The organism is Streptomyces iranensis (genome assembly GCF_017874715.1).
Lineage (GTDB): Bacteria > Actinomycetota > Actinomycetes > Streptomycetales > Streptomycetaceae > Streptomyces > Streptomyces iranensis.
Genome location: NZ_JAGGLR010000049.1, coordinates 1 through 25,058 on the forward strand (window position 1 = coordinate 1; position 25,058 = coordinate 25,058).

Annotated in this window: 23 protein-coding genes and 9 pseudogenes; 14 read left to right on the top strand and 18 right to left on the bottom strand. The window is 68.6% G+C overall.

The window, feature by feature from the left end; genetic code table 11:
- Positions 1 to 2,470: nSTAND1 domain-containing NTPase (locus tag J2Z30_RS51575; protein WP_308280291.1), on the bottom strand; the 2,470-nt coding region annotated here is incomplete at its 3' end.
- Positions 2,471 to 2,718: 248 nt separating this feature from the next.
- On the opposite strand from J2Z30_RS51575, the gene J2Z30_RS48410 reads away from it, so the two are divergent.
- Complete coding sequence (locus tag J2Z30_RS48410; protein WP_044566572.1) at positions 2,719 to 3,180, top strand: hypothetical protein; 462 nt, start codon at positions 2,719 to 2,721, stop codon at positions 3,178 to 3,180.
- Between the two features lie 129 nt (positions 3,181 to 3,309).
- Here the strand turns inward: J2Z30_RS48410 and J2Z30_RS48415 are convergent, their stop codons facing one another.
- On the bottom strand, positions 3,310 to 4,329 hold the full coding sequence (locus tag J2Z30_RS48415) for a winged helix-turn-helix domain-containing protein (protein WP_044566571.1): 1,020 nt from the start codon (positions 4,327 to 4,329) through the stop codon (positions 3,310 to 3,312).
- A 191-nt stretch (positions 4,330 to 4,520) separates the two neighbouring features.
- Between J2Z30_RS48415 and J2Z30_RS48420 the strand changes: the two genes are divergently transcribed.
- The 3 genes from J2Z30_RS48420 to J2Z30_RS48430 all read left to right on the top strand — a co-directional run bounded on the left by J2Z30_RS48420 (position 4,521) and on the right by J2Z30_RS48430 (position 6,812).
- Complete coding sequence (locus tag J2Z30_RS48420) at positions 4,521 to 4,790, top strand: hypothetical protein (protein WP_209469171.1); 270 nt, start codon at positions 4,521 to 4,523, stop codon at positions 4,788 to 4,790.
- Between the two features lie 342 nt (positions 4,791 to 5,132).
- Complete coding sequence (locus J2Z30_RS48425) at positions 5,133 to 5,804, top strand: HEAT repeat domain-containing protein (protein ID WP_044566567.1); 672 nt, start codon at positions 5,133 to 5,135, stop codon at positions 5,802 to 5,804.
- 3 nt (positions 5,805 to 5,807) lie between these two features.
- Positions 5,808 to 6,812: a MerR family transcriptional regulator gene (locus J2Z30_RS48430; protein WP_044566566.1), complete on the top strand. Its 1,005-nt coding sequence runs from the start codon at positions 5,808 to 5,810 to the stop codon at positions 6,810 to 6,812.
- A 40-nt stretch (positions 6,813 to 6,852) separates the two neighbouring features.
- Here the strand turns inward: J2Z30_RS48430 and J2Z30_RS48435 are convergent, their stop codons facing one another.
- Together J2Z30_RS48435 and J2Z30_RS50620 are read right to left on the bottom strand one after the other, a co-directional pair.
- Positions 6,853 to 7,110, bottom strand: coding sequence for a hotdog family protein (locus J2Z30_RS48435; RefSeq protein ID WP_052701095.1), 258 nt, complete (start codon positions 7,108 to 7,110; stop codon positions 6,853 to 6,855).
- Between the two features lie 77 nt (positions 7,111 to 7,187).
- Positions 7,188 to 7,412: pseudogene (locus J2Z30_RS50620) on the bottom strand (tautomerase family protein); the annotation flags it as partial.
- Between the two features lie 79 nt (positions 7,413 to 7,491).
- Here J2Z30_RS50620 and J2Z30_RS48440 point away from each other — a divergent pair.
- Positions 7,492 to 8,076 carry a TetR/AcrR family transcriptional regulator gene (locus tag J2Z30_RS48440; protein WP_044566564.1) on the top strand — a complete coding sequence of 195 codons (585 nt, stop codon included), beginning with the start codon at positions 7,492 to 7,494 and terminating at the stop codon, positions 8,074 to 8,076.
- 60 nt (positions 8,077 to 8,136) lie between these two features.
- Here J2Z30_RS48440 and J2Z30_RS50625 read toward each other — a convergent pair whose 3' ends face one another.
- The gene (locus J2Z30_RS50625) at positions 8,137 to 8,523 is read right to left on the bottom strand and encodes a tautomerase enzyme (protein ID WP_308280292.1); all 387 of its coding nucleotides are present in this window, start codon (positions 8,521 to 8,523) and stop codon (positions 8,137 to 8,139) included.
- Positions 8,524 to 8,579: 56 nt separating this feature from the next.
- Here J2Z30_RS50625 and J2Z30_RS48450 point away from each other — a divergent pair.
- Positions 8,580 to 8,894, top strand: a pseudogene (locus J2Z30_RS48450) (IS630 family transposase); the annotation flags it as partial.
- Positions 8,895 to 8,944: 50 nt separating this feature from the next.
- On the opposite strand, the gene J2Z30_RS48455 reads toward J2Z30_RS48450, so the two are convergent.
- Positions 8,945 to 9,283: a GrpB family protein gene (locus J2Z30_RS48455; RefSeq protein WP_308280293.1), complete on the bottom strand. Its 339-nt coding sequence runs from the start codon at positions 9,281 to 9,283 to the stop codon at positions 8,945 to 8,947.
- Positions 9,284 to 9,354: 71 nt separating this feature from the next.
- Between J2Z30_RS48455 and J2Z30_RS48460 the strand changes: the two genes are divergently transcribed.
- The gene (locus J2Z30_RS48460; RefSeq protein WP_044566562.1) at positions 9,355 to 9,702 is read left to right on the top strand and encodes a ClpX C4-type zinc finger protein; all 348 of its coding nucleotides are present in this window, start codon (positions 9,355 to 9,357) and stop codon (positions 9,700 to 9,702) included.
- 18 nt (positions 9,703 to 9,720) lie between these two features.
- Here J2Z30_RS48460 and J2Z30_RS52225 read toward each other — a convergent pair.
- Positions 9,721 to 10,019: pseudogene (locus J2Z30_RS52225) on the bottom strand (IS5 family transposase); the annotation flags it as partial.
- 131 nt (positions 10,020 to 10,150) lie between these two features.
- Here J2Z30_RS52225 and J2Z30_RS50635 point away from each other — a divergent pair.
- A pseudogene (locus J2Z30_RS50635) lies at positions 10,151 to 11,203 on the top strand (IS4 family transposase).
- A 225-nt stretch (positions 11,204 to 11,428) separates the two neighbouring features.
- Here J2Z30_RS50635 and J2Z30_RS50640 read toward each other — a convergent pair.
- The 4 genes and pseudogenes from J2Z30_RS50640 to J2Z30_RS48495 form a co-directional block, all read right to left on the bottom strand.
- Positions 11,429 to 11,566 (bottom strand): annotated as a pseudogene (locus J2Z30_RS50640) (FAD binding domain-containing protein); the annotation flags it as partial.
- A gap of 12 nt (positions 11,567 to 11,578) precedes the next feature.
- A complete protein-coding gene (locus J2Z30_RS48485) occupies positions 11,579 to 12,013 on the bottom strand; it encodes a (2Fe-2S)-binding protein (RefSeq protein ID WP_209469172.1) in 435 nt (144 codons plus the stop codon).
- 204 nt (positions 12,014 to 12,217) lie between these two features.
- Positions 12,218 to 12,985, bottom strand: a complete 768-nt coding sequence (locus J2Z30_RS48490; RefSeq protein WP_044566558.1) for an SDR family NAD(P)-dependent oxidoreductase — start codon at positions 12,983 to 12,985, stop codon at positions 12,218 to 12,220.
- Positions 12,986 to 13,041: 56 nt separating this feature from the next.
- A complete protein-coding gene (locus J2Z30_RS48495) occupies positions 13,042 to 14,535 on the bottom strand; it encodes an MFS transporter (protein WP_209469173.1) in 1,494 nt (497 codons plus the stop codon).
- Between J2Z30_RS48495 and J2Z30_RS48500 the strand changes: the two genes are divergently transcribed.
- On the top strand, positions 14,534 to 14,707 hold the full coding sequence (locus J2Z30_RS48500; RefSeq protein ID WP_209469174.1) for a hypothetical protein: 174 nt from the start codon (positions 14,534 to 14,536) through the stop codon (positions 14,705 to 14,707). The genes J2Z30_RS48495 and J2Z30_RS48500 overlap by 2 nt on opposite strands.
- Positions 14,708 to 14,716: 9 nt before the next feature.
- On the opposite strand, the pseudogene J2Z30_RS48505 reads toward J2Z30_RS48500, so the two are convergent.
- Positions 14,717 to 15,381, bottom strand: a pseudogene (locus J2Z30_RS48505) (SDR family NAD(P)-dependent oxidoreductase).
- A 71-nt stretch (positions 15,382 to 15,452) separates the two neighbouring features.
- Complete coding sequence (locus tag J2Z30_RS48510; protein ID WP_044566556.1) at positions 15,453 to 16,469, bottom strand: zinc-dependent alcohol dehydrogenase family protein; 1,017 nt, start codon at positions 16,467 to 16,469, stop codon at positions 15,453 to 15,455.
- A gap of 245 nt (positions 16,470 to 16,714) precedes the next feature.
- Here J2Z30_RS48510 and J2Z30_RS48515 point away from each other — a divergent pair, with 245 nt between their 5' ends.
- A complete protein-coding gene (locus tag J2Z30_RS48515) occupies positions 16,715 to 17,602 on the top strand; it encodes a helix-turn-helix transcriptional regulator (protein WP_044566554.1) in 888 nt (295 codons plus the stop codon).
- A gap of 73 nt (positions 17,603 to 17,675) precedes the next feature.
- Here J2Z30_RS48515 and J2Z30_RS48520 read toward each other — a convergent pair whose 3' ends face one another.
- Together J2Z30_RS48520 and J2Z30_RS48525 are read right to left on the bottom strand one after the other, a co-directional pair.
- Positions 17,676 to 18,077 (bottom strand): (R)-mandelonitrile lyase, encoded by a 402-nt coding sequence (locus J2Z30_RS48520; protein ID WP_044566550.1) that lies wholly within the window; start codon positions 18,075 to 18,077, stop codon positions 17,676 to 17,678.
- Between the two features lie 477 nt (positions 18,078 to 18,554).
- Positions 18,555 to 19,424, bottom strand: coding sequence for a hypothetical protein (locus J2Z30_RS48525; protein WP_044566548.1), 870 nt, complete (start codon positions 19,422 to 19,424; stop codon positions 18,555 to 18,557).
- Positions 19,425 to 19,662: 238 nt separating this feature from the next.
- On the opposite strand from J2Z30_RS48525, the pseudogene J2Z30_RS48530 reads away from it, so the two are divergent.
- Positions 19,663 to 20,148, top strand: a pseudogene (locus tag J2Z30_RS48530) (TSUP family transporter); the annotation flags it as partial.
- Here the strand turns inward: J2Z30_RS48530 and J2Z30_RS48535 are convergent.
- Positions 20,131 to 20,715 (bottom strand): TetR/AcrR family transcriptional regulator, encoded by a 585-nt coding sequence (locus J2Z30_RS48535; protein ID WP_044566547.1) that lies wholly within the window; start codon positions 20,713 to 20,715, stop codon positions 20,131 to 20,133. The pseudogene J2Z30_RS48530 and the gene J2Z30_RS48535 overlap by 18 nt on opposite strands.
- A gap of 227 nt (positions 20,716 to 20,942) precedes the next feature.
- On the opposite strand from J2Z30_RS48535, the gene J2Z30_RS48540 reads away from it, so the two are divergent.
- Positions 20,943 to 21,881: an alpha/beta fold hydrolase gene (locus J2Z30_RS48540; protein ID WP_044566545.1), complete on the top strand. Its 939-nt coding sequence runs from the start codon at positions 20,943 to 20,945 to the stop codon at positions 21,879 to 21,881.
- 71 nt (positions 21,882 to 21,952) lie between these two features.
- On the opposite strand, the gene J2Z30_RS48545 is transcribed toward J2Z30_RS48540, so the two are convergent.
- Positions 21,953 to 22,528, bottom strand: a complete 576-nt coding sequence (locus tag J2Z30_RS48545; RefSeq protein WP_078956371.1) for a CGNR zinc finger domain-containing protein — start codon at positions 22,526 to 22,528, stop codon at positions 21,953 to 21,955.
- A gap of 103 nt (positions 22,529 to 22,631) precedes the next feature.
- Here J2Z30_RS48545 and J2Z30_RS48550 point away from each other — a divergent pair.
- Together J2Z30_RS48550 and J2Z30_RS50645 are read left to right on the top strand one after the other, a co-directional pair.
- Positions 22,632 to 23,803 (top strand): annotated as a pseudogene (locus J2Z30_RS48550) (epoxide hydrolase family protein).
- A gap of 103 nt (positions 23,804 to 23,906) precedes the next feature.
- A pseudogene (locus J2Z30_RS50645) lies at positions 23,907 to 24,048 on the top strand (amidinotransferase); the annotation flags it as partial.
- Positions 24,049 to 24,283: 235 nt separating this feature from the next.
- Here the strand turns inward: J2Z30_RS50645 and J2Z30_RS48555 are convergent.
- The gene (locus J2Z30_RS48555; RefSeq protein WP_044566541.1) at positions 24,284 to 24,979 is read right to left on the bottom strand and encodes an SDR family NAD(P)-dependent oxidoreductase; all 696 of its coding nucleotides are present in this window, start codon (positions 24,977 to 24,979) and stop codon (positions 24,284 to 24,286) included.
- Between the last annotated feature and the right edge of the window lie 79 nt (positions 24,980 to 25,058).

Below are 25,058 nucleotides of genomic sequence, written 5' to 3' on the forward strand. Positions count from 1 at the left end.
CGACAGCCGTGCTGTCGCTGCTGGCCACAAATGTGACGAAGGGCTTCGGGGCGCGGATGGGTGCCGGGCGGGTGCGCGGCCTCGCCGTGGACCAGTGGGTCACCGAGATGTCGTAGTCGACTCTGAGGATGGCGTGGCGGTCCGCGAACGACGCCTGTGAAGTGACGGCGCCGGAGTGTCCGGTCAGTGTGGCGACCGGTCGGCGTGAGGTCACGTTCCACAGGCGGGTGGAGTCTTTGCCCGTGGAGGCAAGGGTGCGTCCGTCCGGGGAGAACACCACTGCGCTGCCGAACGGCTTTGCGTTCAGTGTGGCCAGGGGCTCGTGTGTCCGCGGGCGCCACAGACGGACGGTGCCGTCCATGCCGGTGCTGGCCAGGGTGCGGCCGTCCGGTGAGAAGGCGACTCCTTCGACCGTGTTGGTGTGGCCGGTCAGGGTTGCCAGTAGACGGTGGGAGTGGGTGTCCCACAGCTTTACGCTGTGGTCGTTGCCCGCGGTGGCCAGAGTGCGGCCATCGGGGGAGAACGCCACCGAGTTGACGATGTCGGTGTGGCCGGTCAGGGTCGCCAGAAGACGGTGGGACCGTGTGTCCCACAGTTTGACGCTGTGGTCCATGCTCGCGGTGGCCAGGATGTGGCCGTTCGGGGCAAAGGCCGCCCCTGTCACTGTCTTGGTGTGCCCGGTGAACTGGTTGGCGTAAAAGCGGGCGTAGGCGCTGAGCAAGCTGCTGCGCGTTGCCGTGGTGGGGGCCTGTCGGTACCCCCGTAGTGCGAGGGTCATGGCAGCCTCAGGGTGTTGTTCGCTCAGCTGACCGGCACGGGCGGCAAGCTCACGCGCAATGGCCAGATGTCGCTGGTTCTCGGCATCGTTGCGCTGCTGGTAGGCCACCAACGCAGCGATCAGAGTGACGCACAGGAGGGTGGCGAGAGTGATCAGCGTGCGGCGGGTACGACGTTCATGGCGGCGTCCGGCGGCGACCGAGGTCTCGAGGAAAGCGGCTTCCAGCGGGTTGAGCACCTCGTGCGACCGGCCGGTGAAGGCTTCGTCGGCCTGGACCAGGCGCGAGCCGCGGTAGAGGACCCCAGGATCGCGGCCGAGCTTGTGCCATACCAGAGCGTCGTGGGTGAGCTGGCGGTGCAGGCGGACGCGGCCGCGCTCTTCGTCGATCCAGCCCAGCAGGCGGGGCCAGGCGGTGATCAGCTTCTCGTGGGCGAGGAAGACAGTGCCCTCATCGACGGTGAGGAGGCGAGCGCGGGCCAGCCGGTCCAGGACGGCATCGGTGTCGGCCGTGGCCCCGGAGTCGGCAGCCGCGAATTCGGTACGGGGGGTAGGGCGGTGGGTGTCCTCGGTGCCGTCGCCGGGGGCGATCAGGCGCAGCAGGATGCGTCGGGCGAGGGTGGCCTGGGAGGGGGTGAGCTGGTGGTAGGCGTCCTCGGCGGTGCGGGCGATGGCGCCGTGTAGGCCGCCGGCTGCCTGGTAGGCGTCCTGGGTGAGGATGTGGCCGCGTCGTCGGCGCCAGGTCTCCAGCAGTGCGTGGGACATCAGCGGCAGCGCGCCGGGCTCGTCCGCGACCTCATCGAGGAGACGAGCGGTCAGGTCGCGTTCCACGTTCAGCCCGCGCGCCTGTGCCGGGCGCACGATGGCCGCACGGAGCTGCTCGGCGGTCATCGGGCCGATCAGCAGGGTGGCGTCGTTGAGGGCGGCGGCCAGGGTGTGGTTCTCGGCGCACCGGGCGAAGAAGTCGGCTCGCAGCGCCAGGACCACCCGTAACCGGCTTCCGGGTTCTCGGGCAGCCAGTAATCGCTCCAGGAAGGCATCACGGTCCTCGGGACAGGCGCAGAGGGTGAACAGCTCTTCGAACTGGTCCACCAGTACCCAGGTATCTCCCCGGCCCTTGGCCGGTGTCAGCAGATCGAGACGGTCCATCGGCCGGGCGCCGGGGGTGAGCACCCGTACTGCGGCCGGCCTCTCGTCCGCGTCCTGTTCGGGACGGCGGAGCTGCGGGATGAGGCCGGCGCGCAGCAGGGAGGACTTACCACTGCCCGACGCTCCCACCACCACGCTCAGCCGATGCCGGCGAGCCATCTCCACCAGCTGCGCGGCCGTCTCCTCGCGGCCGAAGAACAGCTCCGCATCACCCGGCTCGAAGCGCTCCAGCCCCCGATACGGCGGCTCGTCGTCCTCCTCGGACGGCCGTGGCAGCGCCGTGGCCTCCGCGTTCACCTGTTTCCACCGGTGCCGCCACTCCTCCACGTCACCATGGCAGGCCCGCACGTAGGCCAGAGCGACCGGCAGGGTCGGCAACCGCTCACCACCCGCCGCCTGCGACAACGTCGTCGCCGAATATCCCGTACGACGGGCCATGCTCCGATAGCCGGGAGCGCCCGCCTCGTCGCGGAGCTTGCGCAACTCGTAGGCGAACCGCGCGACGGGCCCGTCCTGCGGATCGATCGGCTTCTCCGGACGCCCCACTCGCCTCGCCCCTCCCCGGCACAGCCCACCTGCCCCTTTCAACCACCGTAAAGATCGGTTCACGGCCAGGGCAATGCCGCCGACCGTGCAGGGCCGAGCGTGGCCGGGTTGATCAGACCAGTTCAGACGGGCTGCCAAACAACTCCGGGGCCGGTGAACTCGGTGTTGTCCGGGCTGCGGGAGACGCGACGGGGGCGTGACGAACCGCAGCCCGGATGTTCAGTCCCGTCTCACATTGAGGAGTTGAAGTGACACGTACCAAGAAGACAGTCGCCCTGTGGGCCCTCGCGGTAGGGATGTCCGCGGCGTCGGCCGGCCCCGCGCTCGCCGACCGCAGCACGACGGTCGCGTCAGCGGGACAGAGCGAATTCGTCGGTTCATTTCCCGGTCAGCCGGATGTGGCGGCGGAGGGTCACAGCCAGCCGGACGTAGCGGGGAAGTCGGACGTGGCGGGGAAGTCGGTGCGCGTAATGGCGCGGATACCGTGGGACAAGAGCGGGCGGGACAAGGTGCCGTCGTGCGCCCGCCACGGCACGCTGAACACCTCCGGCGCCACCGACCACTTGAAGGTGGTCAACCGCTGCTCCTACTCCGTCACCTATCACGTGATCCTCGACCGGCACTCGGACCACTGGCAGAAGGTCCCCTCCGGCTACCAATGGACGGCGAGCTGGAAGTGGCCTGCGAAGCTGCACAAGATCGGAACCTGACCTAACTGAACGAAGCGCCCCGCACACGGAGAAGGTGTGCGGGGCGCTTCTGGCGCAGGAGTGGCGATTCCCGCAGCCGCGTCAGCGAGTGTACGGCGGCCCTGCCCGTGGTCCGCCGACTTTCTGGCTTCAGAACTGGGCCGTGCTGGGCGGGGTGTTGAGGAGGGTGATACCGAGGGTGGTAGGACTGTGGAGTGCCGTGTTGCGGTGCCGGTCGGTACGGATCAGTTGAGCCGCGCGCAGAGTGGTCGCGTGTTCGCTGGCGCTGGGAGGCGCGATGCCGACGAGGGCGGCGAGTTCCTTGGTGGAGCAGGCGGGGTGCTCGGCGATGGTGTGGAGGACGGCGGCTCGGGTCTGGCCGAGAAGTAGGGCCAACGGCGATCGGGCTCCGGGCGGGGGCGAGTGTGCTGGTATGACGAACAGGGACCGTGGGCCCGAGGGCTGATCGTGGCTGATGGCGTATCGCAGCACGGGCTGTGGCTCGGCGTCGATGTCAATGGCTGGTGCTTCTGCTCCGAAGACCGAGGGGACAAGCATCAGGCCGCGTCCGTCGAGGTGCAGGTCGCCGTCGAAACCTGAGGCCATCGCCATCTCGAGGACGGGCGGGTTCCAGCGGATACGTCCCGGGTGGAGCGAGGCGAGTAAGTGATCCATACCGCCGGCGAGCACCTGCCGCATCCGTTTCCCCCGGTCTGCCGCGGCTTCACCTGTGATGTGTGCCCAGTGAGGGGACAGCAGCACTTCATAGACGTGGTTCAGGCTGTCGCAGAGCTGCTGCAGCAGGTCGGAATCGTCTGCCAGATGGTTCGCCCACGGCGGGAGTGGCTGCCACTCCGCTACGTGGGCCAGATCCTTGCGGACCTGGGCGCGGGGCGTGGCACGTACCTGCTCCAGTAACTCCTGTGGGTCGCCGATGCCGGCAGAGGTGAGAAACGTGGGTGCCCAGCCGCCGGAAGGGATCAGATCGAGAACCATGCGTGCCTTAGGGCCCAGACGGGTGAGGGCGGCACGTTTCCAGGCCCCGAAGCGTAGCGGCTGGCTGCGAGTCTGCAGGTTGCGCACCGCGGCGCTCAGTTCCATCAGCGGCGGGGGCTGCGCCACTCGTGTCCGCGCCAGATCCTCAAGCGTGAAGTGAAGGCGGTAGACCACAGTTCCCCCAGGTCACATACGGACGGTCTCGGCTGATTCTTCTGGAAATGCCGTTGTTCGGTCCAGATCGAATCTCGTCGAGAAGCGGCCCGCTGATGGGGAGATTGGTCATCACGCGCCGGCGTGTTCGACACCCGGCCAGTCTCAACCACCGTCTCAACCACCGCAGATCAGAGGGGACCATCATGCGCATGCGACGTGCACTGGTAAGCCTGGCCCTGGGGGGCGCGCTCGCCCTCGGAGGCACAGCCGTGACGGCCCAGGCGGCCGATCGCACGGCATCACCGCAGCTCTCGGCCGGCGAGATGAACGCTGTTCCGGCCAGCTGGCACTTCTACCGCGCCTACTGGACCAAGGCCGCCTGCCTCACCGAGGGAGACGCTCTCGGCGGCACCTACAAGTGCTCCTACGGAAAGGGCAACGACGGCAAGTACAAGTGGTTCCTGTACCGCTGGTACTAAACCTCGAACGCTCGTGACGGCTCGCCAGTCCATCTGGCGGGCCGTCACGGCTGGTGGGCTGTTCGTTCACAGGCGCTGCACGTAGTCACGTACAGCGCGTGAGGTACATGAGCTCTTCGACCAGGCACTGGTCCACTGCGCACACAACCTGGCCGGCCGGGAAGAAGCCTGGGGCGTCTCCGTCGGGGAACTCGACACGGAAGCCATCGAGGCCGCGAAGCACTTCCTGAGCAAGCGAGCGCCGGACTCGGTGGGCCGAGGATGCCCGGCCATCTCTCGGCCTGGCTCCGCTTGACCTTGACACAGTGACAAGGCCTTCACTGCGTCAAGGAGGTGGTCCCTATGACCGTGCCGAGCGAGGGCACGAACACGACGCGAGTTCTCCGGGGGCTGGAGAACAGCAGCTCGTCCGTCCGGCTGCAGGCAGCGCTGGCGGTCGGCACGAGCCCGGATCCGGGGTTCATCGGCAAGCTCATGGAGCGATGCGCGATCGAACCCGAGTTCTACGTGCGCGAAATGCTGACGTGGGCGCTCACCCGCCACGCGGTATCGATGACGCTCCCGGTGCTGCTCGACGAAGTCCGCTCGGAGCGTGCGCAGGCACGGAGCCAAGCGTTGCACACGCTGTCCAAGATCGGGGACCGGCAAGCGTGGCCGGCGATCACACCGGTGCTGCTGTCCGACGCCGACGACGAGGTGGCCCGGAGCGCCTGGCGGGCAGCGGTCGTGCTCGTGCCCGAAGGTGAGGAGCACGAGTTGGCCGTAGTGTTGGCGACACAGCTCGGGCGCGGCGAACGCGAGACGCAGCTGAGCCTCAGCCGGGCGCTGATCGCGCTCGGGGAGGCGATGCTGCCGACACTGGGTGGTGCGACGACGGATCCCGACCCGCGTGTGCGCACGCACGCACTCGCCACGGAACGGCTGTGGCGCGACCCGGATGCCGGATTCGAGTCCGCGATCGAGGAGGCGAAGCGCGTCGTAGCCCTCGGCGGGAGCGGCCAGGAGGGGCGGTAGGCAGTGTTGATCGGTGATGTCGCCCGACGGTCCGGGGTCAGCGCCCGCATGCTCAGGCATTACGAATCGCTCGGCCTGGTGCGGCCAACGGGTCGTACCGACTCGGGCTACCGAGAGTACTCCAGCGAGGACATCCGGCGAATCTTCCACATCGAGAGCCTGCGGTCATTGGGGCTGTCGCTGCGCGACGTCGGGCGCGCGCTCGATGACCCCGGCTTCGCACCCGCGGAGCTCGTCGACGACCTCATCCGCCAGACGCGAGACCGCATCGCAGCCGAGACGGAGCTGCTCACACGACTCCGTCGGATCGGTGCCGCGCAACCCGCGGGCTGGGAGGAGGTCCTCCAGACCGTCGCGCTCCTCCAGGCGTTGGGGTCGAAGAACGCGGCGGCGCGGCAGCGCGCGGCCCTGTCCTCGGTGGAGGAAGTTCCCGTGCCGGTGGAAGCACTGGCTGAGGCCGTGCTGAGCGAGTCGGACCCGAACGTCGCCGGGGCCCTTCGTTGGGCTCTGGCACAATCGGGGGAGGACGGGCTGGCACTGTTGGCGGAGGGCCTCGGCTCACCTGCGGCCGAGGTGCGGAAACGTGCCGTCCGGTCCATCGCCGAGATTCCGAACGGCGGGGCGACCGCACTGCTGCGGGACGCCCTCACGAACTCCGACATCGCGGTCCGCGGGTACGCGGCTCTGGCGCTCGGGGCACGCGGCGTGGCCGACGCGGTCCCGACGCTCCTCGACATGATTGTCGAGGAGAGGAACGACGCCGACGCATCCGATGCACTGAGCACGCTGGCGAGTGATCCCGCGTTGGCGGATCAGATCGCCACCGGGCTCGTCGACCGCCTCTCCCGAGGCCCCATTGGAGCGTCCGCACGCCGACGGCTGACACAGGCGCTCGCGGACATTCCGGGGATCCGGACGTCACGTGCCCTCGCGGATCTGTCACATGATGAAGACCGCGCCGTTGCGCTCACCGCGACATACATTCTCAAGCTGCGCAACGCACGATAGTGAGTCTCTCCTGGGCCCTGTTCCGTGGCGATCGTGCCGTTCACGAAGATCTTGCGGTCGTCGGTTCCTGTGACGTTGGCATCCACTTGCAAGGGGTGTCCAGCGGGACGGGTACCCGGTAGCACATGCGGAGTGAGATGGTCATGCCCGGTTTGCCGGCGGCGGCGCATGCCCAGCCCAGCAGTTCGTCGAGGAGCATGGCGCCGATGCCACCGTGGCCGTAGCCGGGTGGTCCTTCGTGGGCGATGCCGAGGAGGCACCGTCCGGTGACGCCGCCGTCGACGGAAGTGATGTGCATCGGGCCAGGTGGTTCAGGGTTCCGGGGAGGCCGCGGTGCGGACGGTGGCGTCGACGAGCAGGCGTAGCTCGTGGCCGCTGCGGCACCGTCACCTCCACGAGGAAGCGGGGCGCGTCGTCCTCAGCGGTGGTCTGGGCGCCGTCGGGCAGCTCGACGAGGTAGCTCCATGACTGGGCGCGGAAGAAGGCGGTGTCGGGCGCGCCTTCCCAGCGCAGGAGTACGGAGGCGAGGTCACGCCGAACGGTGGTGCGGGCCTCCTCGGTGAGGGCACCTGCCGGGACGGTCAACCGGATCATGGGCATGGCAGCTCCTATGACGATCGTTATAGACGCGGATCACGGTAGACTATGACGGACGTTATAACCAGAGGGGAGTGCACGGGTGGCCAAGAGCAGTGCGCCGTCGCGCGAGCGAATCGTGGCCGGCGCCGCCGACATGATCAGCCGGCGCGGCCTGAGCGCGACCAGCATCCGGGAGATGGCCAAGCACGCCAAGGCGCCGCTCGGCTCGACGTACCACTACTTCCCCGAGGGCAAGCAGCAGCTGGCCGCCGAAGCCATCCGGTTCACCGGTGAGTGGGTCGCCCGCGGTCTGCGCAAGGAACTCGAGGCGGGCCCGGTGGAAGGGGTGCGGGCGTTCCTCGGCCTATGGCGCAAGATCGTCGTCGACAGCGACTTCCACGCCGGCTGCCCCGTCCTCGCTGTGGCCATCGAGGAACCCCAGGATGGTGGGACTCCGCCCGCGCTGACGGCCGCGGCCGAGGTCTTCGGGCAGTGGGAGACCCTGTTGGCCGACTCGCTCCGGGCGCACGGCGCCGAGGCCGAGCAGGCCGCGCAGCTCGCCACGCTCGTGGTCGCGGCCGTCGAGGGAACGGTCGCCATGTGCCGCGCCCAGCGCAGCACCCAGCCTCTCGACCGCACCGCCGAGCAGCTCCAGGTCCTCATCGCCGCCGCGACCGTGAAGTGACCCGCGCCCGGCTGTCCGCACCTTTCGCGAGGGGGGCGGACACTCATGCACGGGACAGGGTTATGCGCCGAGTGCGGCGCGGACGGCCTTGACCTCCCCCTCCGTGAACACTCCGGTGTCCAGCAGTGAGAGGACGGACAGCACCCCGCCGCTGGAGCCCCGGCCTCCCTCCTCGATGACGCGGAAGTTGACCCACCAGGTCGGTGACGGCTCGGCAAGGCCGCAGGCGTCGGCCAGTGTGGCCAGGGCGCGCTCTATGACCTGGGTCCTGATCTCCTGCCGCCAGTCCTCGTCCATCACCGCGACGTCGATCACCATGACGTCGGCCTCCGGCCCGATGTCCGCGAGGAACCGTCCTCCGATCGCCGTCATGTCGGGCTCGCGCTCGACGAAGTACACCTGGAACCCGACCCGCGCGTGCGGAGCGGACTGCCCCACCTCCGGCACGAGGGCCGCGTCCGTCAGCGTCTCGGTCGGCGTGTGGCGCTGCCAGGCTCAGACGCGCCCACAAAGGCGCCGACATGCGCCGCTGGGCGAAGAAGAACAAGTTCGAGTTGTGCTTCACCCCGACCTACACCTCGTGGGCGAACCCGATCGAAGCCCACTTCGGACCGCTGCGGCAGTTCACCATCGCCGACTCCGACCACACCGCGCAGCCCCGGGCCCTGCACGCCTACCTGCGCTGGCGTAACGCCACCGCACGCCACCGCGACGTCCTGGCCGCCGAACGCAAAGAACGCGTCCGCATCCGCAGCGAGAAAGGCGTCCGCTGGGGCGGACGGCCACTCACCACCGCGCATCACCAGCCACCCCAGTGATCGTTTCCGGTCCAGCAGTAGCCTGCAGGGCAGTCACGACGCCGGGCCGCCTACGCGTCCGGACCTGAACTGTCACCCGCCATCGCCCGCTCCAGGATCGCCGCGACGACCTCGGACTCGGCGTCGGCGTAGTTCTGCATGTACTCCCGGGACCGCCGGGAGAGTGACCGCTTGGCGTCGGCGTACAACGGGCTGTCGCCGCTGTCCATGCGCAGCCGGTCGCGGAAGCGCAGCATACGGACGACTTCCTGGCAGCCCTCGGACAGGACGTGCAGGTTGGCCGATTCGGCGCTCGGATCTAGGGCGTGTGTCGAAAGGCCGGTTCTGGCGAGTCCATGCGGGATTGCACGACTTCCGTTGTCAGGTATTTCCTGACGATGTAAAGTCACGCCTGACGTCGTCAGGAAATGCCTGACACGGAGGGGGAGGTAACCGGGTGTCGTCCGCAGCAAAAGAGTCTGTGATCGCAGCGTGCTCGTTCTGCCAGAAGCGGAACATCGAGGTGGGGACGCTCGTGGCCGGACCGGGAGTGTTCATCTGTGATGAGTGCGTGGCTCTCTGCTCGACGGTGATCGAGGGGAAGCCCGCGGAGGGCGGACCGCAACTTGCCCCCTGGGACCAGGTGACGAGCCCCGAGGTGGTGCTGGCGAGTCTGCCGCTGATCACAGCTGCCGGGGCGCAGGTCGAGCGGAACCTCGCTCAATGGGTGCTCAAGGCGCGTGCGCTGGGAGTGACCTGGGCGCGCATCGGGGAGACTCTGGGGATGACCCGCCAGTCCGCGTGGGAGCGTTTCTCTGGCGAGGAATAGGGCTATCGAATGCGCTGGTCATAGCCACTCGTTGATGGCCGCGACGAGGACGGTCGCCTCGTAGCGGACCGCCAACTTGTCATACCGCGTGGCCACCGCCCGGTGCCTCATGGGGCGATTGATGCCGCACTCGACCGCATGCCTCGCGCGGTAGTCAACAGGGTCGAACTGGGGCGGCCGGCCACCGCGAGAGCCCCGCTTCTTGCGGCTGCGCGCCTGTCGGCCTTGTCCGGGGTGGTGCAGCGGATGCCACGCCGCCGCAGGCAGGCGCGGTTCGCGCGGGAGGCGTACGCCCTGTCCGCGCGGACACGTTCGACCAGCAGCCGCCTGCCGTGAACGGTCAGCCGGGCATTACGGTGGGACATGAAGACCTCCGTGCGGTGCAGTCCTAGACGCAATGCCGTTGTTTTAGGCCTTGGCGTGGGTTCCTGGGTAGTGGTCCCAGGGGGTGGTTCGGGTGTCTGCGCGTGTGTCTGAGTTATCGGGTCTGGGGCTGTTGACCTGGGTGTATCCGCCGGGGTTGGTGGATCGGGTGGTGGCGGCTTGTGGGTGCGGGGAGCAACGCAGACGGCTGCTTCCCGCGCGGCTGGTGGTGTACTTCGTGCTGGGGCTGTGAGCCGTTGCGGGTGCTGTTCGCCACGACCGCCAAGCCGATGGCCACCGAGGCGACACCCGGCGCGTTCTGGCGGGGCTTGCGGCTGCTGGCCGTGGACGCAACGTGCTGGGACGTCGCGGACAGCGAAGCCAACGAGGCCGCCTTCGGACGTCCGGGCAACGGCCGCGGGCCGGGCAAGAGCGCGTTCCCGCAGGTGCGGATGGCTGCGTTGGCGGAGGTGGGCAGCCATGCGGTGCTGGACGCGGAACTTGCCGGCTGCCGCACCGGGGAAGACCCTGGTCGGCCGCCTGTCACGGTCACTCGGCCCAGGGCCAGCTCGTCCTGGCCGACCGTGAGTTCCTCGGTGTCCCGTTGTGGCAGGCCTTCACCGCCACCGGCGCCGATCTGCTGTGGCGAGTGCCCGCCACCCGCGTCCTGCCGGTCATCAAACAGTTCCGGGACGGGTCATGGCTGTCACAGATCCGGGCGAGCAGCGGCCCTGCCCGGCATGAGCCGGTCACCGTCCGGGTTCTGGCCTACCAGCTCAAGAGCCAGGGCGGTGAGGACACAGCTGACGGCTACCGGCTGGTCACTACCCTGCTGGATGCCCGACGCCATCCGGCCCGGCAGTTGGCCGCGCTCTACGGCGAACGCTGGGAGGTCGAATCCGTCTTCGCCGAGATCAAGACCCATCAGCGTGGCGCCCGCGTCGTACTGAGCAGCAAGACCCCTGATGGTGTCCGTCAGCAGATCTGGGCACATCTGCTGGTCCACCACGCCCTGCGCGAGCTCATGCTGAGAACGGCCGCCACCCGTGGTCTGGACCCCGATCGGGTCTCCTTTACCGGGACCCTGCGTTCCGCCCGGCGCAGCGTGACCGTTACGCCGGGCAGCTTTTCCCCCTGACCTGCTGGTCAGGGCCTTGGTGATGCTCGAGCAGGACCGTTTGGAACGACTCCTGCCCGCCAGACGCCTGCGCAGCCAGCCCCGAGCCGTGAAACGCAAGATGTCCAATTACCAGCTCAAGCGAGCTGAACACCATCTCTGGCCACAACCGACCCACACCGGAACGCAAGCCATCCTCATTACAAGACCCCAACCTACAGGCCCGTAATGCAACGGCATTGGCCCTAGGGTGCCGGGCTGTTCCACGCCTTCGCGCATCAGGTCGACCAGGGTGGTGCCGCCGGCGATGTAGCGGCCGCCGCGCCGGGCCGCGGCCAGGACGCCGCTAGTGTCGGCAGCGCGGGTGTAGGTGAAGGAACGCATGGTGGCGGGCCCTCACTTCCGGCCCGCGGCCTGCTGGACCGCGCGCACGACCTTGGGATAGCAGCCGCAGCGGCAGATGTTGCCGCTCATCCACTCCCGGATCTCCTCCGGCGAGTCGGTGTGGCCTTCCTGGACGCAGGCGACACCGGACATGATCTGGCCCGGGGCGCAGTAGCCGCACTGGAAGGCGTCCTCGTCGATGAACGCCTGCTGCAGGGCGTGCAGGTCGTCGCCGTCGGCCAGGCCCAGGCGGCTGGACGGAGCTGGTGAGGCTGCCGTCGCCGCGGGCTCGGACAGCAGGCTCGCTCCCAGGACGCCGCCCGCAACGACCGTCCCGCCAACAGCGGAGGTGGCGGCGATGAACGTGCGCCGGGTAGGGGCGAGAGGTGGGGAAGGATCCTCTGGGATCGCGGGTGTCTGGTCCTGCGGAACACGTTCAGTGGGCATGTGGGGAGACCTTCGCATCGTGGAAAGGATCAACAGCACAGCGAGAGCGCCCGTAAAGGGGCGGGAAGCGAGCACGGTGAGGCCGCCGAGCCGCCACCTGACTGATCAGGAGCCTTGAGGCCGGACCGGTGCAGTCAGAAGGGGGCACGGCAGATGTGGCCGGCGCCAGGCGAGTGATGGTGACGGCCGCCAGATGTCGTGGGGCTACTGGGCGGTGTAGCCGCCGTCGACGGGCAGGGAGACACCGACGACGAAGCTCGCGGCGTCGCTGCACAGCCACAGGACGGCCTGGGCCATCTCTTCGGCGGTGCCGAGCCGGTTGATGGGCTGGTTGGCCTCGGCCTCGGCACGGTCGAGTTCTCCCTTGGCGATCATGTCGCTGACCATGGGGGTATCGATGGTGCCGGGGCAGATGGCGTTGATTCGGATGCCGCGTGGGGCGTATTCAAGGGCGGCGCTGGTGGTCAGGCCGATCACGCCGTGCTTGGTGGAGTGGTAGGAGGCGCGGCCGGGGATGCCGACCAGGCCGCCGAGGGATGAGCAGTTGACGATGGCGCCGCTGCCCTGGGTGCGCATATGGCGCAGTTCGTGCTTCATGGCGGCCCAGACGCCGCGCAGGTTGATGGCGTGGACCTTCTCGAACTGGTCGATGCTCTCGTCGGCGGCGTCGGTGGGCGGGATCTGGATGCCGGCGTTGTTGTAGGCCATGTCCAGGCGGCCGAAGGTTTCCACGGTGTGGTCGATGGCTGCGGCGACCCGGGCTTCGTCGGTGACGTCGCAGACCAGGGCGAGGGCCTGGTGGCCGGCGTCGGTGAGATCCTTGGTGGCCGTGACCACCGCTGCCTCGTTGATGTCGGCGAGGGCAACGGCGGCACCGGATTCGGCGAAGGCGCGGGCGGCGGCCAGGCCCATGCCAGAGCTGGCACCGGTGACGAAGGCGACCTGTCCGCTGAAGTCGTACGTGGGGTTCATGACGCTGCTCCCAACAGGGTCGGTACAGGGTCGGTGCGAGGCGAACGCAGAGGGATTCAGTGCGTGTTCATGGCCGGTGTCTCGTCCTTGCACGGGCCGGTGGCACTGGTGTGCCGGGCGACGATCCGTGCCGGGCGGGTCGTGCCGCTGAGCGCGAGAACGATGAGCGGCAGCAGGGTGAGGGCCGCTGAGACGGTGCCGACCAGGGCCGGACCGGTCAGACCGAGGGACGAGCTCAGTGCCCGCCCGGCGATCGCGGAGCTGGCCGCGATGCCCGTGTTGTAGGCCGAGGTGGTCAGGGCCGAGGTCAGGGTGGGCGCGTCACCGGCGAAGCGGACGGCGAGTGAGGTGACGACCGGGTTGACGGTGAACCCGGTCAGCGCCATCAGGAAGACCAGGATGACGGCCGCGACCGGGCTGTTGGACAGCGGGATCAGCACCAGCAGCGTCACGGCAGTGGCCGCAGCGGCGGTGATGGTCGTGGCCAGGGGAAGGCGGTCACCCAGACGGCCGCCGATCGCGGTGCCGCCGAGGGCACCGACACCGAAGGCGACCAGAACCAGCGGCACGGCACCGGTCGCGATCCCGGCACGATCGGTCAACAGCGGGGTGATGTACGTGTACGTCGCCAGGACACCGCCCATGATCAGTACCGCGGCGGCGAGCGCCAGCCACAGCCTGCCCTGCCGCAGCGCACGCACCTCGGCGCGCACGGACACCTGGCCCCGCCACCGCTCCGTCCGGGGGATGAAGCGCCCGACGGACACGGAGGCCAGGGCAGCGAGGGCGGCCAGGGCCCAGAACGGGCCGCGCCAGCCGGTGTACTGCCCGACGAACGAGCCGATCGGCACACCGACGACATTGGCCAGGGTCAGTCCGCCCATCATCACGCCGACCGCACGCGTGGAGTTGCCGGGGCCTGCGGCGGCGGTGGCGATGACGAATCCGACCGCCCAGAACGCGCCTGTGGCCAGCGCGGTAACCACCCGCGCGGTGAGCACGACGGCGAACGAGCCGCTCAGAACAGCGACAACATGGCCGAGCGCGAACACGGCCAGGGCCAGGACGAGCGTGCGTCGCTGCGGCAGGCGCAGGGTGGCCAGGGCCATGGCCGGCCCGCCGACGATCATGCCGACGGCGAATGCGGTGATCAGCAGACCAGCGTGCGAGACGCTGACGCCGAGATCGCCGGCGATCTCCGGAAGAAGGCCGGCGATGACGAACTCGGTGGTTCCCATCAGGAACGTGCCGGCGGCGAGCACCCAGACGACGAAGGGCAGTTTGCCGGTGGCGGGCCCGGCTGCGGGGGACATCAAAGACTTCTTTCCGTACGGGGAGCGGGGTGGTCCGGAGGCGGGCTCGACGGTGATCCGCTCGGCCCGAGCCAGTCGATCGGAGGAGGTGTCGATGTGGCCGAGGACGAGAAGATCCCCGGAGGCATCCTCCAGGTCCAGCGTGAGCGGAAGCAGAGTGGCGAGGTCACGGGCGGCGGGACTGCGGTTCAAGGTCGCCTCGACGGGGCGGCCGTCGAGAGTGACACGGATGTCCATGGCAGAGGTTCTGTCAGAGCCGGACGAGGCGGGAGAGGACGGCGTCTCCTGCCACGTGGACGGCGAGGAGGAGACATCGGGGGAGTCGTTGGAGCAGGCGGCCGGCGCCGGCAGCGCGGCCGCCGGGGCGGCACGAAGCAGAGTCCGTCGGTGCGTGAAGAGCATGGGGTGATCCGTCACATCACTCGGGCATGGGCTCGGCGTAGTGCCGGAATCCGTTCCGCTCGGTGTGCAGCGCATACAGGCGCTCGGCCAGCGCGGCGGGACTGGAGTGCTCGGCGTCGGGGCGGATCGCACCCGGGACGATCAGCTGGGCGGCGTAGATGTTTTCCCTGGCGAGGGCGTCATGGACCATGGCCGCGTACGCGCTCTCGGCGGCGAACGCGATCGAGGTGCCGGCCCGCTCGGGGTGCGGGCGCACCGCACTGCCGCCGTTGACGAAGAGCAGCGTGCCGCGCCCCAGGCCCCGCATGCCGGGCAAGACCGCGTTCACGCAGGTGACCGAGCCCTTGACCGAGAAGGCCAGCGGGGCTTCCAGAGCGCTGGGGGTGTGTCCAGGACCGGCTGCATGAAGTCGGCGCGCGGCACCGGGCTGTACTGGAGGACCTCGATTGGCCCCAGCTCGTCGGCGGCCGTCTTCAGGGCCGTGGTGAGCAAGGCGGTATCCAGCACGTCCGCGGTGTAGCCGCGGGCCCGGATCCCGTCCTCGTGCAGCGCGGTGGCGAGCTGGTCGAGACGGTCGGCGTTGCGCGCGATGAGCGCGACGCTGTGCCCCGCCAGGCCGAAGCGGCGGGCGGCGGCCAGACCCAGTCCGGGGCCGGCGCCGACGAGAGTGAACGTGGTCATGATGGATCCTTCGCGTGAACGCACCGAGGACGCGGGGGAGGCGCCGGCCCGTGTGCGACGAGGTCTGAGGGTCAGGGGGTGAGGAGGGTCTTGGTGGCGCGGCGTTCGTCCATGGCCTTGTAGCCTTCGGCGACCTGGTCGAGGGAGAGGGCGAGGTCGAAGACCTTGCCGGGGTCGATGGCGCCGGTCAGGACGTGGTCGATGAGGTCGGGCAGGTAGCGGCGTACGGGGGCGGGCCCGCCGCGCAGTCCGACGTGGGAGAAGAACAGTTCCTGTCCGTCGACGGCGACGTCGTGCGGCACGCCGACGAAGCCGACGTTGCCACCCGGCCGGGCGGAGCGCAGTGCCTGCTGCATGGCCTGGGCGGTGCCCACGCACTCCAGGACGCTGTCGGCACCGATCTCGCCGGTGAGCTCCTTGATCCGGGCGACGCCCTCCTCACCGCGCTCGGTGACGATGTCGGTGGCGCCGAACTCCGTGGCCAGCTTCTGCCGCGATTCGTGGCGGGACATGGCGATGATCCGCTCGGCGCCCTTCTCCTTGGCCGCGATCACGCCGCACAGACCGACGGCACCGTCGCCGACGACGACGGCGGTGGACCCTGGCTTCACCTCGGCGGCGTCGGCGGCCCACCAGCCGGTTCCCATGACGTCGGAGACCGTGAGCAGCGCGGGCCAGAACTTCTCCTCCGGTACCTCGTCGGTGGCGACGAGGGTGCCCTGCGCGTTGGGGATGCGGACGTAGTCGGCCTGGCAGGCGGACATGAACTCACGGTGCAGGCAGTTCGACTGGAAGCCGTTGCGGCAGTTCGTGCACGTGTTGTCCGAGGTGGCGGAGGAGCCGACGACGAACTGACCCGGCTTGACCGAGGTCACCTCGGAGCCGGTCTCCTCGACGAAACCGACGTACTCATGGCCCATCGGATGCGGCTCGCCGGTCGGCTCCAGGCCGCGGTAGGGCCACAGGTCCGAGCCGCACACACAGGTGACGGCGGTGCGGATGATCGCGTCGGTCGGGTGCAGGATCTTCGGGTCGTCCAGGGTCTCGAAGCGGATGTCGCCGGGGGCGTGGATCACTGCTCCGCGCATGAGGGGCTCCTTCGCGTGCTGAGGCACTGCCGGCGGGGCGGGCCGACAATCGCCGGGTGCAGGTGCAGACCGAATGGGGACGGCGAACCGCCCGTACATCGACGCGGGGCCCGGACACCATTTCCGTGGCCGGGGAGCGCCGCGGATTCCAGGTAACCGGCTTCTCGCGCGCGCAGCGAGTCACTGTCAAGGGGTGTACCGCCAGTACATCCCTCTGCCTGCGCGGGGGACGTACCGTCGAAGACGTGGAGAACCAAGCAGAGGTCCGCGAGTTCCTCACCTCGCGGCGAGCGAAGATCAGCCCCGAGCAGGCGGGCCTGCCCGCCGGCAGCCGACGACGCGTGCCCGGACTGCGCAGGAGCGAGGTCGCAGCCCTCGCCGACATGAGCGTCGAGTACTACGCGAAACTCGAACGCGGCACCCTCGCCGGTGTCTCTCCGGCCGTCCTCGAAGCCCTTGCCCGCGCCCTCCAGCTCGACGACGCCGAACGCGCCCACCTGCTCAACCTGGCCCACGCGGCGGATGGCTCCGACGCCCTCACCCGCCCCCGCCGCCGCACCACCCGTCAGTGGACACCCCACCGCAGCCTGCAATGGACCCTGGACGCCATCACCGCCGGACCCGCCTTCGTCCGCAACGGCCGCATGGACATCCTCGCCACCAACCCGCTCGCCCGCGCCTTCTACGCCGACGTGTACGCCTCTCCGCACAACCAGGCCAACCTCGCCCGCTTCAACTTCCTCGACCCCGCCTCCCGGCGCTTCTACCCCGACTGGGACACCTTCGCCGACGTCGCGGTGGCGATCCTGCGGACCGAGGCCGGCCGCAACCCCCACGACAAGGAACTCCACGACCTCGTCGGCGAGCTGTGCACCCGCAGCGACGATTTCCGTACCCGCTGGGGCGCCCACAACGTCCGCCACCACGGCACCGGCACCAAGCGCTTCCACCACCAGGCAGTCGGTGAGCTCACGCTCGCCTTCGAGGGCCTGGAGATGGCGGCCGAACCCGGCCTCACCCTCACCATCTACACTGCCGAACCGGGCTCGCCCTCCGAAGAGGGCCTGCTACTGCTCGCGTCCTGGGACGCCACCCCGGAAGCCGACGCCATGAAACACTCCTCGACCAGCTGACCACGGCGCGCGGGACACGCTCCTGACGGCGCCGCCGTTCGTGAGGGCGCACCCTCAACGCGCCCTTACGGAGTCAGCGACGGCTGCCGGTGCGCGGCCCGCCGTACTCGGCGTCCGTGACATGTTCCAGCCAGGCGACCTCGTCGGTTTCCCACAGCGCGATATGCGTCATGAAGTGGTCCGGCGCGGCACCGTGCCAGTGCTCCTCACCGGCGGGGGTCCAGACCGTGTCACCCGGGCGGGCCTCGAGGATCTCGCCGCCGCGTGACTGGATCAGAGCGATTCCCTCGACGATGTACAGGGCCTGGCCCAGGCCGTGGGAGTGCCAGGCGGTCCGGGCGCCGGGCGCGAACCGCACTGCGTTCGCGCGCGCCCGCGAGGGCCCCTCACCGCGGTAGATGACATCGGCCCACGCGTCGCCGGTGAACCACTGCTCGGGAAGCTTCATCGTCGGCTGCTTGGTCAACAGTTCCATGGGGTCATGCTCCTTGTGCCTCGTGTAAAGCCGCGTGCTCAGGCGGTTCCAATCTATGGGGGAACGCCCGCTCCGGTAGCTCCACACCCCGCCCATCGGGGTGCGCCCGCCGGACCGCAATCGCGGCCACCAGCAAGGAAAGCGCAGGTCAAACGCGCGGGGAAGGTACCGCTGTTACAGGTACTGACAGGCCCCCCACCCTGGGCAGACCGGACTCGCTTGTGCAGCGGAGTCTGAAGGGGCGTAGGGGTGCGCCACAGCGGCCGCACCGGCCGTCCGGCCAGGGCGGTCACATGCGGGACGCGGTACAGGGCCATCAGCTGGGTGCGCATCGCGTTGGAGCCGACGGCCACGTGCCGTCCGGTCCGTCCGGTCGTGGCTGACCACCACAGGCCCGGTCCCTCGCCCCCAGGCGCGGGTCGGGACCGTGGACGAGTGTTCCAGCCAGGCACCGACGGTTCGCCGTCGCGCCTCGGGCTACAGCAGGTGCGCGAGAGGCAGCGCCGCGATGTCGGGAGCGGGCCGGGAGACATACAGGTCGGTGTGGTAGTAACCGTCCGCTTCCTTGTCTGCGGTGTGCAGTCCGCTCACAGCCAGGGCGTCGAACGCCGCGTACCGTTCGGCGCTGTCGGCGAAGCGGCGCTGCCGGAAGGTACGGGTGGGCAGTTTCTCCGTCACCAGGCCCGAGCGGGCGAGCAGATCGGCGATCGGCTGGTAGGGCACGGTGCGCAGTACGAACGCCGCGACCCACGGCGGGGTCGGCATGGAGTCGAGGAGCCGGGTGAAGGTCCGGGTGAAGACGTAGCCGACGCCGCCTGTGACGGTGATGAGGTCGGTGTCCGCCAGTGTGCGGCGCAGGGCGGGGCTCGGTTCGGTGACTTCGAGGTTCTCCGCGAAGGCGTGGTCGAGCAGGCCGACGGCGCGGGCGTATTCGACGGCTCGGGCCGCCGAGTCGATGCCTGTCGCCGTTGCGGCTTCCGGACGGCGGCGCGCTGCGAAGAAGGTCCGGTCCTCGGCCGCGAGGTGCCGGGTCGGCAGGGCGGAGAGGTGGTGGGAGGTGTACCGGGTAGCCAGGTCTGCCAGAGTGACACGGTAGTTGAGGAGAGCTGTGTTGATCCCGTAGGAACAGCACAGATCCACCACGTTCAGTGGCGTCCGGTCGGGGTGCAGGCAGCGCAGGGCATAGGCCAGTGCCCGGAAGACGGCCTGGCCATGGTGGGGTATCTGGTACTCGAGGGGTCGCAGGGTTGCGAAGTACGGGCGTGGGTCGGGACAGTCGTAGATCTCGTTGAAGTTCGCTTTGCCCCAGTCGTCACTCGCGGTGGTGTTGCTCGCTCCTGCCGCCATGAGCGGTCTCCTGACCTGCGTCGGCCGGGGGGAAGGCCCCGAAGGCCGCAGGGATATGGCCAGCGCCTGTGCGCTCGGCGGTCCGCGCCACGGCCCCACTCTGCCTTCTCCGGCGCCCGGCGGCAGCCTGAAGGAGCCGACAGGGTGATTACGGTACGTAACCGGGTCCTTGGCGCAGCCGGGGCGGGCCGGGGGGCGGGGCGGGAGCAGGGCGGGAGTGTGCGGCGTCCCGGTTCAGCTGACGGGACCGCTCATGCGCCGACTGGTGTTGGACACTCTGCCCGGCGTGGTCCTCGGAGCGATCATCCGCGTATTCGCCCTCCCGGGTCCATGCGTCTTCCGCCTCCTGGTGGCCGTGCTGATGCTGCCGCTCGGCACCTGGCTCATGGTCCGGACCTTGCGTCCTGCGCCCCTGGAGATCCGACGTCCCGAGCCCGCGCCCCGGGCGGTCACCGCCCTGGCCCAGGCCCAGGCCCAGGCCCCGGCGCTGGCGGTCGGGGTCGTGGGTGGTGTCTACGGCATCGGCAGCGGCTCGATCCTCGGCCCCGTCCTCGTTGGGCGTGGTGTTCCCGCTTCCCAGGCGCCCCGGCCGCGCTCGCCTCCACCTACGCCGTGCTGTCCCTGGCCCCAGCGGCAGCATCGCCCCCGATGGCTCCTCGGTCCGGCCTGTGGCCTCGGCGGTCTCACCGGCAGCTACGTCGAAGCCTTACGCGCGCAGCGCCTGCGACAGCGCGTCCACGGTCACGCCCACGATGGCCAGGAGCTGCGCCGGGCTCGCCCCGGCCCTGCTCATGACGGCGAGCGACTGGTTCACAGCCGCCGCGTGTACAGCGAAGGCCTCGGCGTCCTGGCCGGTCAGTCGGCCGGCCTTCAGCGCGGCGCGCAGGCGCAGGCGCTGGAAGCCGAGCGCCTGCTTGGCGTGCGCTGCGACGCTCGGACTCAGCACTGGAATTGCCATGGCCGACTGGGCAATCAGGCATCCATCAGGTAGTTCGGGATCGGCGATGCGCTCGAGGGTGACGTCGAAGAACGCACGAACAGCGGCAATGGGTGCCGAGGCTGCACACGATAGGGCGGCGTCGTACTTCTCGCCATAGCGCGCGGCGTAGAGATCCAGGCAGCGCAGGAAGAGCGTGTCCTTGTCGCCGAGGGAGGAGTAGATGGAACTGCGGTTCAGGCCGGTTGCCCGAGACAAATCGTCCAATGAGGTGTCGGCGTAGCCGTCGCGCCAGAACTGGATCATCGCGGCGTCGAGCGCCGTGTCCATGTCGAACTGCTTCTTGCCTGCCACGCGGCACTTCCTTGCCGATGCGTCGATGGTTCGGGCTGTGTTGCGCATCATTCTATCCTGAACTGATCAGTTCAAGATATGTTAGCCTTCAAGCGTGGTCATGGCCAGACATACCGTGCGCACTTCGCGACCGCGCGAGAAACACACCACGTGGTCCCAGTCACCGCCGTCAGCCGCGCCACCCTCCCAACCGCACACCTGACACCTGACACCGATGGAGGATCCCCGTGGCCGGCCCAGCAACCAGCGCTCCGCCTGTCTCCGAAAGCAACCCCATCCGCGACCTGCCCCTGCAGGATCTGGCCGGATTCACTCACCGCTGGGTCGACGCGGACGGCGTCCGCCTTCATGCCGTCGAAGGCGGACGGCCGGGCGGCCCGACCGTCGTCCTGCTCGCCGGATTCCCGCAAACCTGGTGGGCCTGGCGAAAGGTGATGCCCGGTCTCACCCACTGGTTCCACGTCATCGCGATCGACCTGCCGGGTCAGGGCCACTCCGAGCGTCCGGAGCGCAGCTACGACACGCACACGGTCGCCGCGCACGTCCACACCGCCGTGAAGGCTCTCGGAGTGTCGACTTACTCCCTGGTCGCCCACGACATCGGCGCCTGGGTCGCTTTCTCCCTCGCCCTCAACTTCGAGAGCCACCTGCGCGGGGTCGCTCTGCTCGACGCCGGAATTCCCGGTATCACTCTCCCGGAGACGATTCCCACCGACCCGGATCGAGCGTGGAAAACCTGGCATTTCGCGTTCCACATCGTGCCCGATCTGCCCGAGGCGCTGCTTGCCGGCCGCGAACGCGAGTACGTCGGCTGGTTCCTGAAGGTGAAGGCACTGTCTCCCGACACGTTCGACGACGCCGAGCTCGACCACTACGCGGCGGCCGTCGCCGTGGACGGCGGCCTGCGCGCTTCCCTCGCGTACTACCGAGACGCCGCGGAGTCAGCGCGCAAGAACCGCGAGGCGCTCAAGTGGCGGCACCTGACCGTGCCCATCCTCGGAATCTCCAGCAGCCACGGCTCCGTTCCGGACATGGCCGCCTCCATCAGCCCATGGGCCGACAACACCACCCGAATCGTCGTGCCCGACGCTGGACACTTCATCCCCGACGAGCAGCCCGAAGCTATCGCTGCCGCGATAGCAGACTTCATCGCCAACGGCGACTGACCAGTGGGGTGCACCCAACGCGACCGATGTGCCGCAGGTGTGGGGCTCACTTGGGTGTACCGAGGCAACGATCACTTCGCCGACCTGGGGTTTTTGCGCTGGTTGGCATTGAAGCGCGCTTTCTTCTGGCGATTTCCGCACGTATTCATGTCACACCATTTGCGAGTGCGACTTTGGCTGGTGTCGAAGAAGGCGGCTTGGCAGGTTGGTGATGCACACAAGGCCAATTTTCCGTCTCGTTCGCCCGCGATGATGCTGATCGCGTCGGCGGCGATCACGCTGAGGGCATCTTCCACGCAGGAGGCCGAGCTGAGCCGCCATCGCCGCTCACCTTCGGGCGTCAGGATCGCCGCGGCCCGACCCTGAGCGCTGCAGTCATTGATGACTTGGACAGCAGACGCAGGGAGAGCGCCCTGGATCGCGGCCGCTGTCGCGACGGCGTGAATCGACTCCCTCAGCTCCCGAGCGAGGTTGAGCTGGGCAGTAGTGCAGGAGTCCACGGCGAGGCCGTTCACTGTCAGCCAGTCGATGAGTCGTTGCGGCGTGGGAATGCGCTCCACGGCGTCGCCATGACGCTCCGACAGAGTCCCCGTGAAGCTGGTCGCCAGCACGTTACCGAGGCGGAAGTCAGGGAATCCAGCGCGCATGGAACCACCTTAGCTGGTTGCACCCTGGCATGAGGACATGCTAGAACCGTCTTAGCCGGTTCTCGATAGGTCGTAGCTGGTGCCGCGATGGCCAGGAGGTCTCATGCCCCGTCCAACCAGCGACGTGCAGCCATTTGAAGCCCACGCACTGAAGCCGACCTCGACGATCTGCGCGCGCGACTGGCCGCGGCGCGGCTACCGGAGGCCGAGACGGTCTATCGCGCCGCGCCCGACTCTCGCCGATGGGGGCAGGGCGTTCCTCTCGCCGACCTCGTCGATGTCGTGAACTACTGGCGCACCGGGTACAACTGGCGGTCGTTCGAAGCGCGCCTTGACCAGATCGGCCAGTTCCGCACGACCATTGATGATCTGGGAATCCACTTCCTGCACCGCCGATCCGCGCGCGCAGATGCCACTCCTCTGATCTTGACGCACGGCTGGCCAGGCAGCATCGCTGAGTTCATCGATGTAGTAGACGAGCTGGCAGATCCGCAAGACGCAGACGCGCCGGCGTTCCACGTCGTGGTCCCGTCGCTGCCGGGCTTTGGTTACAGCGACAAGCCGGCCACCACCGGGTGGGGAACCGAAAAGATCGCGGCCGCATGGGTGGAACTGATGGGAAGGCTCGGCTACGGCAAGTTCGCAGCCCACGGCGGCGACTGGGGAGGTAATATCACCACGGTCCTCGGCGGCAGGTTCCCGGCGCACGTTCTCGGCATCCACACAACGTTCGCGGAGGGACCGCCCGGTTTGACAACGGACGGGCTGACGGCGGTCGAGCGCAAGTGGGCCGAGGAAACCCGTGATTTCTGGCGCCACCGCGCGGCGTACGCGAAGCAGCAGGCGACCCGACCGCAGACCATCGGCTACTCACTCGTCGACTCACCGGTCGGGCTTCTTGCCTGGATCCTTGACAAGTTCGCCGAGTGGTCAGACACCGAAGACAGCCCGTTCGAGACGATTTCCAGAGACAGAATTCTCGACGACGTCACCCTGTATTGGCTGACGCGGACCGGCGCATCGTCGGCCCGCATTTACTACGAAAGCCACAACTCGCTGGACCCCGAACTTCGGGTCGACGTCCCGTCAGCAATCAGTATCTATCCCCGCGACATCGAGAAGTATCCGCGCCCCTGGGCGCAGGAGCGGTACCGACAGATCGTCCGATGGAGGTCGCCGGAGATCGGGGGACATTTCCCGTCGCTGGAGGTTCCCGAGTATTTCGTCAAAGATCTGCAAGAGGGCCTCGCGGCAGTGCTGGCCGCTAATCGGTGAACGCGGCTCGGCGATCCGGCACTCGATCACCGCCTGATCCGGCTCAGGGCGTTGCCCGACGGCTTCCGGACCGAGTTCATCGAGACGGCAGAACGTGGTCAGAACGGTCACGCGCCCGGATGTGGTCGACCACAGGCAACGCTTCGGCACCCCCGACTGGTCGTCGCGTGGTTTTTGCAACACCTGTCCGCGTGACAGCATGCTCGATCGGCGACGAGATCATCGAGACCCCGATGGCATGGCCGGCGCCACACCGACATGCTGCCCGCGCTCGAAAAATGAGGGTTCGGGCCAATCCCGTGCGGCCTGCTGCACTACACGCCGTCGGCGGCTCATTTCACTGCGCGACGCTCGATATTCAGTGGCGCGGCACGCTCGAATCCTATTTCCGACGACGCCTTCATCGTCTACCAGCAGAATGCTCAGTGCGACCGCGCCCGACCGCCCAGGAAGGGGCCGCTCCGGCCGCACGGGGGTTCACTACCAGGCGATCCCACCGGTTCGGTCGACGAAGCGTCCGGAGCCGGCGCCGGGCCCTTCGGTGGCGAGGCCGACGATCGCGTCCGTCCCCTCGGTGACGGTTTGGGGGCCACTGTGGCCGTTGAGGTCTGTCGCCGTGTAGCCAGGATCGGCGGCGTTGATGCGGATATCTGTCAGCGCTTTCGCATATTGGGTGGTCAGCATCGTGAGTGCCGCCTTCGATGCGCAGTAGAGCGGCGCGATGGCAGATGACTCGAACCGCGAGGGGTCGTGGGTGATGGCCAGTGAGCCCATTCCGCTGCTGACATTGACGATGACCGGGTCTGGTGATCGGCGTAGCAGCGGTAGGAACGCAGTGGTCGTTCGGACCACACCGGCGAGGTTGACGTCGAAGACACCGAGGGCGTCGGCACCGGTCAGGGCGCTGGGATCACCGGCGGGGCCGTGGATGCCGGCGTTATTGATCAGCACGTCGATCGAGCCCTCGTGCGCGGCGACATCCGCGGCCGCGGCGGTGACGGACGCGTCGTCGGTCACGTCAATGGGGACGAAGCGTGCTCCGAGCGCGGCGGCGGCCTCCGTGCCCTGTTCGGGGTCGCGGGCTCCAACCAGCACGGTGTGACCCCGTTCGATGAGGCGGCGGGCGGTCTCGCGACCAAGCCCCTTGTTGGCTCCGGTGATGAAGGTGATCGTCATGCGTTCATGGTTCGTCCACCCGTGGCACCCCGCCAGGGACGCCTCAACGGTAGGAGCAGCAGTACCACCCTCGACGTCA